At 73.4% G+C, this 14,350-nt stretch carries 12 protein-coding genes; 5 read left to right on the top strand and 7 right to left on the bottom strand.

Annotated elements, in window-relative coordinates:
- Positions 1-1,043 (bottom strand): NCS2 family permease (locus tag D471_RS0114850; protein ID WP_040689758.1); only part of this gene is annotated, 1,043 nt, incomplete at its 3' end.
- A 193-nt stretch (positions 1,044-1,236) separates the two neighbouring features.
- On the opposite strand from D471_RS0114850, the gene D471_RS34535 reads away from it, so the two are divergent.
- Entirely contained in the window at positions 1,237-1,515 is a 279-nt protein-coding gene (locus D471_RS34535) for a DUF2530 domain-containing protein (RefSeq protein WP_017599340.1), read from the top strand.
- Positions 1,516-1,565: 50 nt separating this feature from the next.
- A complete protein-coding gene (locus D471_RS0114840; protein ID WP_017599339.1) occupies positions 1,566-3,035 on the top strand; it encodes a DUF7059 domain-containing protein in 1,470 nt (489 codons plus the stop codon).
- Positions 3,036-3,200: 165 nt separating this feature from the next.
- Here the strand turns inward: D471_RS0114840 and D471_RS0114835 are convergent, their stop codons facing one another.
- On the bottom strand, positions 3,201-3,707 hold the full coding sequence (locus D471_RS0114835) for a macro domain-containing protein (protein ID WP_017599338.1): 507 nt from the start codon (positions 3,705-3,707) through the stop codon (positions 3,201-3,203).
- Between the two features lie 135 nt (positions 3,708-3,842).
- A complete protein-coding gene (locus D471_RS40215) occupies positions 3,843-4,409 on the bottom strand; it encodes a hypothetical protein (protein ID WP_017599337.1) in 567 nt (188 codons plus the stop codon).
- 288 nt (positions 4,410-4,697) lie between these two features.
- Here D471_RS40215 and D471_RS0114825 point away from each other — a divergent pair, with 288 nt between their 5' ends.
- Entirely contained in the window at positions 4,698-5,558 is an 861-nt protein-coding gene (locus D471_RS0114825) for an MOSC domain-containing protein (RefSeq protein WP_017599336.1), read from the top strand.
- A 21-nt stretch (positions 5,559-5,579) separates the two neighbouring features.
- Here the strand turns inward: D471_RS0114825 and D471_RS0114820 are convergent, their stop codons facing one another.
- Complete coding sequence (locus D471_RS0114820; protein ID WP_017599335.1) at positions 5,580-8,702, bottom strand: sacsin N-terminal ATP-binding-like domain-containing protein; 3,123 nt, start codon at positions 8,700-8,702, stop codon at positions 5,580-5,582.
- Between the two features lie 276 nt (positions 8,703-8,978).
- On the opposite strand from D471_RS0114820, the gene D471_RS0114815 reads away from it, so the two are divergent.
- Positions 8,979-9,374, top strand: coding sequence for a hypothetical protein (locus D471_RS0114815; RefSeq protein WP_026127744.1), 396 nt, complete (start codon positions 8,979-8,981; stop codon positions 9,372-9,374).
- An 82-nt stretch (positions 9,375-9,456) separates the two neighbouring features.
- Here the strand turns inward: D471_RS0114815 and D471_RS0114810 are convergent, their stop codons facing one another.
- The 3 genes from D471_RS0114810 to D471_RS0114800 form a co-directional block, all read right to left on the bottom strand.
- Positions 9,457-10,212 (bottom strand): DUF3027 domain-containing protein, encoded by a 756-nt coding sequence (locus tag D471_RS0114810; RefSeq protein ID WP_017599333.1) that lies wholly within the window; start codon positions 10,210-10,212, stop codon positions 9,457-9,459.
- Positions 10,213-10,401: 189 nt separating this feature from the next.
- Positions 10,402-10,785 carry a cold-shock protein gene (locus D471_RS0114805; protein WP_017599332.1) on the bottom strand — a complete coding sequence of 128 codons (384 nt, stop codon included), beginning with the start codon at positions 10,783-10,785 and terminating at the stop codon, positions 10,402-10,404.
- Positions 10,786-11,347: 562 nt separating this feature from the next.
- Positions 11,348-12,118, bottom strand: a complete 771-nt coding sequence (locus D471_RS0114800) for an HAAS signaling domain-containing protein (protein ID WP_026127743.1) — start codon at positions 12,116-12,118, stop codon at positions 11,348-11,350.
- Positions 12,119-12,270: 152 nt separating this feature from the next.
- Between D471_RS0114800 and D471_RS34530 the strand changes: the two genes are divergently transcribed.
- Positions 12,271-14,350, top strand: a 2,080-nt coding sequence (locus D471_RS34530) for a helicase-associated domain-containing protein (protein WP_040689756.1), incomplete at its 3' end; no start/stop codon positions are given.

Genomic DNA, 14,350 nt, shown 5'->3' with positions numbered 1-14,350 from the left:
GAGGCCGAGCCGAGGCCGCCGAGGACGGTGCCGAGGGAGTCGGCGACCAGAACCTCGCGCGTGTTGGGCATGTTGCCGTCCTCGTCGACCAGTCCGCCCTCGTAGGCGACGCCGACCATGGTGCCCATCGTGTCGAAGAAGTCGGCCAGCAGCAGGGTGAAGAGCAGCATCAGGACCGTGGCGAAGCCGATGTCGCCCCACCGCCCGAGGACGTCGAGACCGCCGTCGGCGAACAGGCCGATGACACTGAGGTCGGGCAGGGCGGCGATGTCGCCGACACCCGCGGGCAGGCTCGGAACCGTCAGGCTCCAGCCGAGGCCGCCCTCGGCGTCACCGCCGCCGAACACGGTCTCCACGACGATCGCGACGACGGTCGCCAGGACGATGCCGATGAGCAGCGCGCCCTTCACCTTGCGCACGTACAGCGCGACGCTCACCAACAGGCCGAGCACGAAGACCACGATCGGCCAGCCGTTCAGACCGCCGTCGCCCAGCTGGACCGGGGTGCCCTCGCCGGCCTGCACGAACCCGGCGTTGACCAGGCCGATGAAGGCCAGGAACAGGCCCACACCGACCGCGATCGCGGTCTTGATCCCCGGCGGGATCGCCGCGAAGACCGCGGTGCGGAACCCGGTGACCACCAGGATGAGCAGTAGGACGCCCTCGACGATGATCAGCAGGAAGACGTCGGACCACGGCATCAGCGGGGCGAGGCCGTAGGCGACGACCGCGTTGAGCCCCATGCCCGCCGCGATGGCGAACGGGTAGCGGCTGACCACGCCCATGAGGAGGCAGGAGATCGCGGCGACCAGGGCGGTGACGGCCGCGACCTGCGGAATGCCCAGGGTGTCGCCGTTGACGTCCGCGGCGGTGCCGATGATCAACGGGTTGAGAACGACGATGTAGGCCATGGCGAAGAAGGTCGCCAGACCGCCGCGGATCTCGGTCGCGATGTTCGAGCCGCGCTCGGTGACGCGGAAGAAGCGGTCCACAGGTCCCGAGGGGGCCTTGGACACATTGGGGGATGTGTTCGGTGTGCTCACGTCGTCAGCCTGACCTGGTCGCGTTACGGGACAACAAGGATTCTGGGCCAGGTTAGTTGCATGTTTGTACAACACAGGTCACTAATGACACTCATGTTTCATAGGAATCGCCATATGGTCGGATGATCGGCCGACACGGTGTGACCGAACGCACCCCACGAAGCGAGAGGCCCCCAACGGATAGCCTGGGTGCGTGCGCAAACCTCGCCAGCCCGACCCCGAAGTCCACGAGAGCGACTACCGCGTCCCCGCCGCCATCGGCACCGTGGCGTGGGTGATCGCCCTCGTCGTGCTGATCTCCATGGGCGACGGCCTCCCGAACACCGAACGCTGGTGGATCGGCGTCTGTGTGACCGGGATCGTCCTGGGCGTGTTCGGGTTCCTCTACATCCCGCGCCTGTTCCGCAAACGCGCCGAGGCCGCCGGACGCGCCGCCTCCCCCACCCGCGACGACGGCCCCGGGCCCTCCTGATCCGCCCGCCGACCAGCGGGGCACTCTCGCGCCTGACCGATAATGGGCGGGTGTCTGAGACAGAATTCCCTCGCGCACTCGCCGACCGACTCCGCGGCATCCTCATCGACGCCGACTACACGGTGTCCGGCGTCCGTGACCGGCTCGGCGACGCCGCCGCACGGGCGCTGGCCCGTGAGGAACTGGTGCCCGCCCTGCGCGCCACCGGCGGGGACGAACGGCTCGGACTGCTGCTGCGGCTGTGGTGGCTCCAGACGCCCATCCCCGAACGGGCCGCGCGCGCCATCCTCCCCGTCGACGAACTCGCCGAGGCCGGACTCGTCACCGTCGACCGTGACACCGCGGGCGCGGACGGCCCCGTCGTGCGCGCCCTGGTCCACCTGGGTCCGTGGGAGTTGGAGGAGGGGCGCCCCGGATTCGTGGTCTCCGACCCGAAGGTCCGCCCGGGCAGCGGGACCGTCCCGCGCCCCGACCACGTGGTGGGCGCCGGGGGCGCGTCGGCGACGCTGTCCCAGCTCATCGTGGACGGCCCGGTCGAGCGTGCGCTGGACCTGGGCACCGGGTGCGGGGTGCAGGCGCTGCACCTGGCCGCACGCGCCCGCGAGGTGGTCGCCACCGACCTCAACCCGCGTGCCGTGCGGTTGGCGGGNCTGGCGCAGGGGTCGATGTTCGAGCCGGTCGCGGACGAGCGCTTCGACCTCATCGTGTCCAACCCGCCGTTCGTCATCACGCCCGAGTCGGCGCGGTACACCTACCGGGAGTCGGACCTGCCCGGCGACACCGTCTGCGCCGAACTGGTCCGCCAGGCGCCCGCGCACCTGACCGACGGAGGCTGGTGTCAGCTCCTCGCCAACTGGGTGCACTCCGACGGCGACGACTGGGAGGACCGGGTCGGCGGCTGGGTGACCGGCACCGGCTGTTCGGGCTGGGTGGTCCAGCGCGACGTCCAGGACCCCGCGGAGTACGTGGAGCTGTGGCTGCGCGACTCCTGCGAGCACGGCACCCCCGAGTACACGCGCCGGTACGACGCCTGGCTGGACTACTTCGAGCGCGAGGGCATCAAGGGGATCGGGTTCGGCTGGATCAGCCTGCGCAACGACGCCGCCCAGGACGCCACCGTCCGGGTGGAGGAGCTGCGGCACGAGATCGAGCAGCCCGTCGGCCCGTACCTGCCGGACGTCGTGGACGGCGCGATGACCGCGCTGCGGCTCACCGACGCGGCCCTGCTGTCGGCGCACGTGGCCCTCGCGCCCGGGGTGATGGAGGAGCGCGCTGGGCGTCCGGGCGCGCCGGACCCGGAGAAGATCGTCCTGCGCCAGCGGGACGGGCTGCACCGGGTCGCGCGCATCGGCACGGTCGAGGCGGCCCTGGCCGGTGTGTGCGACGGCACCATGCCGGTCGGACCGCTGCTGGACGTGATCGCCGAACTGATCGGGGAGGACCCGGAGGTCGTCCGGGAACGCACACCCGACGCGCTGCGCACGCTCATCTCGGAGGGTTTCTTCCGGGTGGCCCGGTAGGAGGGGCGTTGTGGCCCGGTAGGAGGCGTTCTTCGGGGCCCGCCGCTTGGCCTCGTCCCGCCCGCCGCCAGCCCCAACGGACGCCTGCGGCGCGACCTCGATCCGTGGGCGCCCCGGCAGCGCCCGAACGGCGGCCCCGGGATGACCGCTCCGAGGAACGGATCCTCAGTCGGTGTCGTAGACGGTGACCTGGACCCCGCGGGCGAGGAGCTCCTCCTCGATGAGGGGCTGGATCCGCCCCCACCTCCCCCCGGCAAGCCCGCAGCCGATGCGCGGCATGTGCACGGTGGCCCCGAGCTCGTCGGCGTGCGCGGCGAGCGCACGCAGGCAGGCGGCGACCGCCTCGTAGCGGATGGGCGGTCGACCGCTGTTCCCCCGCCGTGTTCCGTGCTGGGCGACCATGTTGGCCACCCACGTGTCGGGGCGGACCCGCACGAGCCGCACGGCGCCCAGTGTGAAGTCGTTGCGGGCACGCGCGCGGTGCCAGGCCCGGTAGTCGCGTTCCGGCTCCGGCCATCGGCGGGACAACGCGAGGACGAATCCCTTGCCCCAGCCGCCCCGGTCGTTGCACACATGGGCGATGATCTTGGGCCCTGGCGCGTGGGGGCTGGTGGCGTCGCCCCGGACGATGCTCAGGCCGGACGGCGGTGAGGGTTCGGATGTTCGGGACATGCCGGGCACCCTACGGCGCGGCACCGTCACGGGCCAGCGAATTCACCGCGGCAGGCCCGCGCCCCTCCCCGAGCGCACTCGGTGAATCACCGCGTGACGGAGGCGGGACGTCCCGCCTCCGTCACGCGGGGCGCATCAGCGGCCCATGGTCCAGGCCCCGTCGGCCTGGATGTGGATGAACTCGATGCCGCCGGCGTCGCCGAGGAGTACCGCGTCACCGAGCACGGTGTCGCCCTCGTAGGCGCCGATCTCGTTGACCAGGCTGCCGAAGCGGATCCCGTCCGCGTCGTAGGGGACCACGATGAAGTTGGCGCCGCCGGTGTGGGTGAACTCCAGGGCGGTGCTGGCCGAGGGCGTCCAGTCGATCCGGTAGAGCGCGTCTCCGGACCCGCTGAGCCAGAAGGTCTCCTCGTCCCAGGCCACGGCCTCGGCGGGGTCCACGGGAAGCTCCTCCCCGGCGGCGCCGGTGTTGGTTCCCTCCCCAACGCCGTCCTCGGCGGCGCCGGTCTGCCCGGACTGCTCCTCGCTGCCGGTCTCCTCCGTCTCGGCGGGGGGTGTCGCGTCCTCGCCGACGGGCTCCAGTTCGCCGATGTTGAAGGAGCAGGAGGTCAGGGCCGCCGCGAGGGCGATGGAGGCGACTCCGGCGGCCGCCCGTGGGAGGACGGCACCGCTCTGGGGGTGGGGGACGAGTCCGCGGATCATTGATGATCTCCAAGAAGGGGGAGGGATGACGCCCGACTTCCAGCCCCGGTATCAGGGGGACCGATTCCCTTCTGTGACGTGGGTCGGCCCATTCCGGTTCCACGGGCCCGTGGACGCGGGCGGGGCGGCTGGGGGAGCGGACCCGCGCCGCCCGGTCCCCGCCCGGTCCCGACGGCGCCGGATCCGTACTCGGTCGGTGCACGGTGGGCCGCGCGGAGTGCGAGAGTCCGATCCGGGTGCCCGCCTCCCACCGCGTTCACTCCGGTGGCCACGCGGTACCTTCGGCTCATGGCACGCATCACCGAACTCGTCCGCTACCCCGTCAAGGGCTGCGCCGGGACCAGCGTCTCCCGCGCGGAGATGACCCCCGCCGGGATCGCCCACGACCGGACGTTCATGGTCGTCGACTCACGGGGGGCCTTCCGCAGCCAGCGCGTCGACCCGCGCATGGCGCTCGTGCGCGCGGGCATCGACGCCGAGGGCACGGGTGTGAGCCTGCGTCTGGACGGACTCGACCCCTTCGACCTCAAGGTCGACCCCGAGGGGCCGCGCGTCGACGTGGTGCTGCACAAGAAGCCGTTCGTCGGCGTCGACCAGGGCGACGAGGTGGCCGCGTGGCTGTCGGAGGCGCTCGGCTCGGCCAGCCGGCTGGTGCGCGTCCCCCGCGACCACGCCCGCGAGACCGGCGGCCTGACCTCGGGGACCAGCGGTTTCGCGGACAGCACCGCCGTGCTCATGACGTCGCTGGCCTCCCTGGATCTGCTCAACGAACGGATCACCGGCGCTGGCGGCGAGGCCGTTCCCATGAACCGCTTCCGCCCCAACGTCATCGTCTCCGGCTGGTCGGAGCCACACACCGAGGACCGCGTCCGCGCCGTCCGCCTCGGTGACGCGGAGCTGGGCTACGCCAAGGTGTGCATCCGCTGCGCGGTCACCACCGTGGACCAGGACCGGGGGGAGAAGGACGGCCCCGAACCCCTACGCTCCCTGGCGGGTTACCGCCGCGCGGACAGCGGCGGGGTGGCGTTCGGCGCCAAGTTCGCGGTCACCCGACCCGGGACGCTGTCCGTCGGCGACGAGGTCGACGTCACGGGGTGGGGCGGCCGGGAGGAGGGTCTGGGCGAGCGCCTCGCCGCGGCCCTGGCCTGAGCGCACCCCGGCGACCGCCCCTCAGTCCAGGTCGGCCTCGGCGAGCAGGGTCGCGGCGGCGGACGGGTCGCGCAGAACCGCCGCCACCAGGTGTCGGCGGTCCCACTGCCCGGCGCGCCAGCACAGCGCTCGGGCCAGGCCGCCGCCGGTGGCGGCGTGGACCAACCCGTCACCCACGTACCACTCCACCTCCACGCCGTCCACGGTGAGCGTCTGGTGGTGCAGGTAGGTCCGGTCCGGTTCGCCGCCGGGGTCGAGGAACAGCTCGGCCTCCCCGGGGACCTGGCGAATCTCGCCGCCGGCCCCCACCTCGCCGTCGACGGCCTCGCTCGCCAGGTCCAGGTCGAGCACGTCCGCCAACGCCTCCGCCGCCTCGGCGGGGGCCAGCACGAGCGGACGGTCGTCGAGCAGCGGCAGCAGGTCCGGTGAGTCCACGACCACCGCGTCCTCGGCGTCGGCCACGACGATCGCTCCGCCGTGCACCGCGCGTACCCGGCTCGGCGGCGTGACCAGGTCCGTGTCCACCCCGGCGAGCGCGGTCCACACCCGCCGCAGCGCCGTGCGGTCCACGTGCCGCGCCGCATCGGACAACCGGGACAACAGGTCGTCCGGTCCGTCCGGGTCGGCGACCAGTTCGGCGAGGGTCGTGCGCACGCCCAGAGCGTGGGCGAACTCCAGATCGACGTCGGCGGGCACCTCGTCGTACAACCCGACCAGCGCCGCGTCCGCGTCCTCCGTGCGCAGCTCGACCGGGGCACGCCCGCCGAGAAGGGCGCGCGTGCGCAGCCACCACGCGGTGTAGGACGGCACGTCGGCCACGCGCCCGTCCGGCAGCAGCACCCGCGTCGGTGACGTGACCGCCTCGCGGAGCGAACCGCCCGCGAGCATCGCCAGCGCCGTCGGCCACTGGTCGTCGGCCACGTAGTCGAGGTCGGCCACGCACACGAGTTCCGGCACGACCGGCGGCAGGTCCGGGTCACCGACCCGCTCCAGCACCTCGTCCGCCCAGTCCTCCAGCCCGTCCGGCCCGCCGTCGCCGGCCGCCCCGTCGAAGGCCGACACCAGCTCCTCGCCGAGCGCGACCTCCTCGGCCCGGACCACGGTCAGCTCCCAGAGGGCGCCGACGGCGCGCAGGGCCTCGGTGCCGTGCCGTTCGACGACGTCCTCGTGCACCGTCCCGAAGGGCGCGTCCGCCACGAGGAGTCCGGCCAGGGGCGCGCCCGGCACGAGCAGTTCGGCGGCCACCGAGTACCCGTCCTCATCGTCGCGCAGCGCCAGGTCGGCCAGCCAGGGGGCGTCGGCCACGGTCATCCCGGAGGCGGCCACCAGGTCGAGGACGGCCTCGGCCACGGGTTCGGGGTCCTCGGCCTCCAACGAGTCGCGGACCGCGGCCTCGGTGCGCGGGTCGGACAGGACGGTGGCGGGGTTGGCGTCCACCGCGCCCAGGCGGCGCAGCAGCGGCCGCACGGCGTCCGGGTGGACCACCCGCACTCCCAGCGCGGACAGGGCGGCTGGGTCGAGCCGCTCACCGTGCGCGTCGGCGACCTCCGCCCAGTCCTCCGTGGGCAGCAGCAGTGAGCGCGGTCCGTGGACGAGCCTGCCGTCGGCGAGCGGGACCGGCAGGGCGCCCAGTTCGTCGAGGTCGGCTCCTCCGCTGCCCGCGATCTCCAGCGCGCCGTACAGCTCCGCCCACCAGTCGGGCGACCGTTCGATGTCACCGAGCAGGTCCGCGAGGTCGGCGAGCCCGACACGGCGCAGCCGCAGGGCGGTCAGTGCGGGGTGGCGCGGGTTCCACGTGCCGGGGAGCAGGGTCGGAACGAGTTCGGCCACGACCCCGACCAGCTCACCCGCGCCGCCGGAGCCGCCGGTGTCGAGGAGCACGGCGTCGCGTGGTGCCACGGGGGCCCCGGCCGCGGTGGCGAGGAACGGAGTGTTCTGGAGCGGTTCGGTGACGCGCGCGCGGAAGGCGGCGTCGACCGCTCCGCCGCCCACGCGCGTACCCGGTACCAGGTCGAGCGCGGCACGGGCGTCGAAGCGGCGCAGGAGCGCGCAGTAGGCGTCGCAGGCCTCGGAGAGCAGCAGGTCGGTGGCCGCGCCGGGCTGGACGGTGCGGCGGTCGGTGCTGAGGGGGAAGGTGCCGATGAGGACGGCGGGCAGATCGAGTTCGGTGTCGGTGGGCGTGGGCGCGTGCACGACCGGTTCGACGTCGGTGGGCAGGGTCGCCACGACACCGTCCGCGTCCACCGGCACCGCCCAGGTCAGTTCCCACTCCGTTCGGCCCCTCTCCTCGACCGGGCGGTCGGCCAGCAGGGAGGGGTCGAAGGCGCCCGAGCGAGTCAGCACCCGCCAGTGCGTGAGCCGGGTGCCGTCGGCGTCGCGCAGAGTGGTGACCGGTCCCGCCGGGTCGGTGTCGTCGCGGGTGAGGAGGCGTTCGGCGCCGTCGACGGACACGCGGACCTCCGTGAGGCCGGGCAGGGCCAGCAGCAGGGCCTCGCCGGTGGCGTCCAGGAGGTCGCGCACGCGTTCGCGGGCGGTCGCGTCGCGCAGGGCCAGTGTGACGACGGTGTCGTAGCCCCGCGCATCGACCGGGGTCGTGGGGAAGGGCAGGCGCAGCATCGGCACGTGTCCGGAGCGACGCTCCACCTCCTCGGCCAGGTCCTCGTGCGCCGTGCCCCCGGTGAGCAGTTCGGCGACGGCCTTCCCGGCCCGTCCGGCGCTGAAGGACACGGCGGAGCCGCCGGAGGAGACGGTGACCTCGTCGCTGATCGCGGCGACCGCGGAGAACCCGACGCCGAAGCGGCCCGCGGAGCCGTGCTCACCGCGCTTGGTGGAGGCGCGCAGGGTGGACAGGGACTCCACGCCCTCGGCGGTCAGGCGGGCGCCGGTGTTGGCGGCGGTGAACCGGTCGTCCTCCAGGGTGAGGGCCAGCCTCCCGGGGACGTCGGCGCGTCGGGCGGCGTCGGCGGCGTTCTGGGCCAGCTCGACCACGACGCGGTCGCGGTAGCCGCCGAGCGCGAAGTCCTCCTCGGCGTTGGCGTCCTCACGGAACCGGGCGGGCGCGTCGGCCCACGCGGCGAGCACGCGTCGGCGCAGCTCGGCGGTGTTGAAGGGGTCGACCGCCCCAGCGGTCACCGACTCGGCCATCGTGGATTCCTCCTGCGGTGCGAACCAGCCCGGCGCGGTGCCGCCCCGGATCGCACACGGACGGCAGAACGACCTTAGGCCATGCCCGGGAGAGTCACACTCCGGTACGCGCCGAACGGGGTGAGCGCGGACACGACCGCCGAGGAAATCACCAAGACGTCGGTTACGTCGGACTCTCGACAACCGTCCGCGGTCCGACGCCGACGGCGACCGCCGTCGCGCCCGGACCGCCCGAGTCGAACGGGAACGGTGACGCGCGTGCTTCCGGACGCCCCCATGACCTACTACTGGACCGCCGCGACGGGCTCGGCCGTCCTGTTCTGGGCGATCATCGTGCCGTGGATGCCGACGAAGCGATCACGGTGGCGGATGGCGGCTCTTCCCCTCGTGGGTGTCATCGCGGCCGGCAGCGTGTACCTCGAGACCGCCTCGGCCCGTGTGGCGCTGGCGTCCTACGTCCTGCTCCTCGCGGGGGTGGTGATCAACGTCCGCCCGTTCCACCGGTGGCTGCCCCGGACGATCATGACGGACGAGAGGGAGGGAAGGGACCCGAGCCACGCGCGGCTGCGCGACCTCCCCCTCGCGTTCACGTTGTGGTCGTTCCTGGTGTGGACGGCCACGGCCACGCTGATCGTCGCGTTCATGATCATGGACTCGCGGTCCTCCTGGTGACCCGCGCGGTGGTGCGCACGGGCCGCACGCGGCCGGGGCGGAGCCGCCGGCGCGCGTGCGGAGGGGACCGGGGGAGCCGGACTCAGGAGTCGGCGGAGACGAGCTCCAGCTCGGCGGTGTCCTCGAAGGTGATGTGGTCGTAGCCCAGCTCGTCGACGACCGGCGCGACCGGCTCGTTGCGCTCGGCCGGGTGGCGGACCTCGGAGTGGGCGCCGCAGCCGTGGTCGAGCGAGACGACCTTGCCGTCGTCGGGAGCGAACTCGTTCGTGCACACGCCGAACATCTGGCGCAGCTCACCGGCGAGCGGGGTGAGGAATCCGCAGGTGGCGCAGCGGGCGGGCGCGGCGGTGGCGATCGGGCTGCGCGGACCGGCCTCGCCGTTGTACCACCGCTCGGCGGCCTGCTCGCGACCGGCCTCGGAGAGGACATGGCGTCGGCCCAGGCCGAGCTCCCACAACATCTGCTGGTCGGCGCCCTCCTCGTCCAGTTCGCCCTCGGGCACCTGCGCGAAGCCGGGGACGAGGCGCTCGTCGTCCTCGTCCGTGGGCAGGAGGTCGCCAGCGCCGAGGTCACCGGGGCGCAGCCGCTCCTTCCAGGGAACCCATTCGGGCGCGACGAGGGCACCCTCGCCGGGGAGCAGAACGACCTCGTTGACCGTGACCGACTTGGCGCGCGACGCGCGGACCACGGTGACGGCGTAGTTCCACCCCGGGTAGGAGGGGTCCAGGCAGGTGAAGTAGTGGGTGACCAGGCGGGTGCCCTCGACCTGGGGAGCGCGCTGCTCTCCCACCCACTCGGGCCGCCCGACCTCGGCGGCCGCCGAGCGGGCCAGGTCCACCGCCTCGATACAGGCCTTGTCCGGTACAGGAGAACGTCGAGAAGGGCTCACGTTCCCCATTCTCACTGATCGCGCGCACCGATTTGACCATGCCGCGGGTCAAGGTTCACCCGATTCCTCCCCCTGGTCGGGTCTCGCCGCGCGGACGGGGCCGCGCCCGGGGCCGTCGGCCACCGGGCGGGCACGGGCTCAGACGTCGAGGTCGTCGGCGACCACACGCAGGACGGACGCGATCCTGGACGCCTCACGGCGCTCGGGATGACGCCCCCGCCGGTAGCCCTCCGACAGGCCCTCCAGGAGCTTGATCAGGTCCTCGGTGATGACGACCATCTCATCCGGTTTCTTGCGCCGGGCCTTGGCGACCGAGTGCTGGCCCTCCAGGAGCTTCACCTGGAGCGCCTGCACGCCCTTGCGCCCGTCGGCCACGCCGAACTCGACCCTCTGGCCGGGCCTGAGCGCCGTCGTGCCCGCGGGCAGGGAGGAGGAGTGCACGAACACCTCACCGCCGTCGTCACGGGTGAGAAAACCGAAACCCTTGTCGCCGTCGTACCACTTGACCTTGCCGGTGGGCACGTAGTGACCTCACGCTTTCGCTGTCAGGCACCGGGGATCCGGACACCGGGGAGCGTCCTGACCGCCCTCCCACCCGTTCCCGTGGCGCCCCTGGATTGCCGGGGACGATGACCAAGGTACTGGGAGAGACCCTTCGGACGCGAGGGCATATCTCACCCCCCGTGGCCGAGCGGACGCGCGCCGACAGCGGTCCATCGGTAGGGCTCGGACGCCCCCCGACTGGTCGGCGCGGGGACGGGGAACCCCGTGACAACGCGACGAGGCCCGGAGGACTTCTGTCTCCGGGCCTCGTGCGTCGGCGGTGGCCCACGCACCGCTGAGCGCGGAGTGTGGGACGGGACTCGGCGGGGGCGCGGGCCACGCGACCTGTGGTGCCCGGGCTGGAGAACCGGGTCACCTCCGGGGACGCGACCGCCGCCCGTGCGGACGCGTCGGCGTAGGGACAGGTCTACACGAAGTCGCGGATTCGGACGCGCCGTCACCTGCGGGGCGGAGAAGGCTATTCCGAGCGTTTGCCAAGCGATGACCCGGGCGGAGTCCGGAGCGCGCGACCGGGGCTCCCTCAGCCCTCCACGACCCCCTCCCGGGCCCGGTCACCGACCAGGGCGGACCGCAGCGCCCTCGGATACAGGTAGAACACGCACACCAGGCACGCCAGTCCGAGCCCGATCACGCCCGTGGCGGGCAGCGACTCCTGGATGTACCGGTCGATGAACTTGGCCTCGCCGTCCCACAGGAGCATCGCGACCGCGCAGGACACCACCGGCAGCCCCACACCGACCCACTTGTCGCGGGTGCTCCACACCCGGCTGAGCACGATCAACGCGGCCGCGAGCACCCACACGAACGCCAGGTCCCACCGCCACGGCACCGTCAGCAGCATCAATCCCAGGGCGGCGGCCTCCCCCGGGCACGCGCGCACCACGAGCGCCACACCGCGCACGGGCCCCGTCCGGCTCGCTCCGGACGTGTCGGCCTCCGGCCTTCCGGTCCCGTCGAGGAGTGCCATGAGGCCGCGGTTGGGCCCGCCACGCCACGGCGGCGGCTCCCGGTTGGCCTGCGCGGGCTGGGGCGGGATGAGCTCGTCGTCCTGGATGTCCAGGTCGCGGCCCTCGCACTCCCTGCGGACGAGGTCCTTCGGGGTACCGAAGGACCTCAGAACCTCGCGGGCCGCGTCGGGACCGGGGTCGCCCCCCGCCGCGCGGCGGGCGTCGATCCGCGAGCGGAGGTCGGCCAGGTACGCCGTGCGCTCCCTGGCGGTCATCCGACCGTGCAGGATCAGGCCGACCTCGGACAGATAGTCGAGTACCAGTTGTTCCGAGCGCTGGGACATGACCCCATATTGGCCCACAATGACCTGGCTTTTAACCCTTATCCTTGATTCCGGGCATCGAATTCTGTTCGAATTCGGCCTTGTGCCCGGTGACGAATGGTAGCGGGGGCACACGCGCGACGCGCGGGACGACATCGCTTAGCGTGGACACGATGAGCGACAACGCACAGCCCGACCGGCGCCGCCCGGGGGCGGACCGGGACCATCCAGGGTCGGAGGGTCACGACACGGCCTCCCGCCCCCCGACGTTCACGTCCTGGCTGCGCGGCCGCTCGGACGACGAACTCGCCGCGCTGCTGGCCGCCCGGCCCGACCTCACCCAGCCGGTGCCCGCCGATATCGGCGCCCTGGCCGCCCGCGCGACCAGCCGCAACGCGGTCCTGCGCGTGCTGGAACGACTCGACCGCTTCACCCTCCAGGTCCTGGAGTCGGTCGTGGCGCTCGGCGACGACCGGCTCTGCGAACCCGTCGGCGTCCCTCCCGCCGACCTGGCCGCCGCCCTCGAGCTGAGCCCCGTCCCCACCGACGATCCCCTGACTCGTGCCCTCGACACCCTGCACCGCCTCGCCCTGGTCTGGCCCGACCGGGGACGGCTGCGCCCGGTGCAGGTCCTGCGCGACCTCCTCCCCCACCCCGCGCGGCTCGGCCAGCCTGCCCGCGCCCTGTTCAGCGCCCTGCCGCACGGGGCGGTCAAGCGGCTCGCCGACGACCTGGCGCCCGACAGCACCGCCGCCACCCCCGTCGAGACGGTCGCCACCCTCCTGTCCGACCCGGCACGGGTGAACGGACTGGTCGACCAGGTCGGGGCGCCGGCGCGCAGGCTTCTGGACAGCATGGCGTGGGGACCGCCGAACGGCACCGTGTCGGACGCGCGGCGCGAGGTCAGCCTGGCCACGGCGGCGTCCCCGGTCGAGACGCTCCTCGCCCGCGCCCTGCTCGTCCCCACCGGCGAGGACACACTGACCCTGCCGCGCGAGGTCGGCCTGGCGCTGCGCTCGGGACCGCTGTTCCGGGAGGTCACCACCGAACCGCCGCCGTTCCAAGGCACGGAGAACCCCGGGGACGCGGTCACCCGGGCCGCGGCGGGGCAGGCCTTCACGGTGCTGCGGGCGATCGAGGAACTCCTGGAGCGCTGGTCCCAGGACCCCGCCGCCGTGCTCCGCAACGGCGGAATGGGAGTGAGGGACCTGCGCCGCGCCGCCCAGACGATGGACACCGACGAGACCACCGCCGCCCTGTTCGTGGAGACCGCCCACGCCGCCGGACTGGTCGGCGCCGACGACCGGGTCGCGGGTGAGTGGCTGCCCACCCGCGAGTACGACCTGTGGCGGGAGAGCCCGGCCGAACAGCGGTGGCTGCGGTTGGCGTCGGCCTGGCTGGAATCGGACCGCGTCGCCGCGCTCACCGGGTCCACCGACTCCGGTGGTCGGGCGCGCAACGTGCTGGGCCCCGGTCTGACGCGACCGGCCGCGCCCCAGGCGCGCCGGGACGTGCTCGGTGAGCTGGCGACCGCGGCGCCGGGGTTCGCGCCGCTCCCGGACTCGCTGGCCGTGCGTCTGGCCTGGCGGCGCCCCCGTCGACAGTCCCCGGTGTACACGGAGCTCGTGCGGGCGGCCGTGGATGAGGCCGCGGCGCTCGGCCTGACCGGGCGCGGGGCCCTGGCCGACCACACGCGGCCGCTGCTGGACGGTGACGAGGACGCGGCCGCTCGGGTGCTGGCCGGCGAACTTCCCCGCCCGCTCGACCACGTCCTCCTCCAGGGGGACATGACCGCGATCGCCCCGGGGCCGCTGGTGACCGAGCTGGCCCGGGAACTCGCGCTGGTCGCGGACGTGGAGTCGACCGGCGGCGCCACGGTCTTCCGCTTCACCGAGGACTCCGTGCGGCGCGCGCTCGACGCGGGGCGGGGCGTCGCCGACATCACCTCCCTGCTCGAACGTCACTCGCGCACACCGGTGCCCCAGGCGTTGCGCTACCTGGTGTCAGACGTGGGCCGTCGCCACGGGCGCCTGCGCGCGGGCTCGGCCTCCAGTTACCTGAGGTGCGACGAACCGGCGGCGCTGGAGGAGCTGCTCGCCGACCGCCGCGCCGAGGACCTCGGACTGATCCGCCTGGCGCCGACGGTGGTCGCGAGCCGGGTCAGCCGGTCGGCGCTGATCGATCGGCTGCGGCAGCTGGGGTACCACCCGGTTCCCGAGAGCGGCGACGGGAGCATGCGCCTGAGCCGCCCGG

Source organism: Nocardiopsis lucentensis DSM 44048, from assembly GCF_000341125.1.
In the GTDB taxonomy this organism is placed as follows: domain Bacteria; phylum Actinomycetota; class Actinomycetes; order Streptosporangiales; family Streptosporangiaceae; genus Nocardiopsis; species Nocardiopsis lucentensis.
This window is presented reverse-complemented; position numbering and strand designations above follow the sequence as displayed.

Bases quoted from the DNA above. Each gene is read 5' to 3' on its own strand.
- D471_RS0114825 (WP_017599336.1), top strand. From the start codon at position 4,698: ATGGCACGCATCACCGAACTCGTCCGCTACCCCGTCAAGGGCTGCGCC.
- D471_RS0114820 (WP_017599335.1), bottom strand. From the start codon at position 8,702: ATGGCCGAGTCGGTGACCGCTGGGGCGGTCGACCCCTTCAACACCGCC.
- D471_RS0114835 (WP_017599338.1), bottom strand. From the start codon at position 3,707: ATGTCCCGAACATCCGAACCCTCACCGCCGTCCGGCCTGAGCATCGTC.
- D471_RS40215 (WP_017599337.1), bottom strand. From the start codon at position 4,409: ATGATCCGCGGACTCGTCCCCCACCCCCAGAGCGGTGCCGTCCTCCCA.
- D471_RS0114800 (WP_026127743.1), bottom strand. From the start codon at position 12,118: ATGTCCCAGCGCTCGGAACAACTGGTACTCGACTATCTGTCCGAGGTC.
- D471_RS0114815 (WP_026127744.1), top strand. From the start codon at position 8,979: ATGACCTACTACTGGACCGCCGCGACGGGCTCGGCCGTCCTGTTCTGG.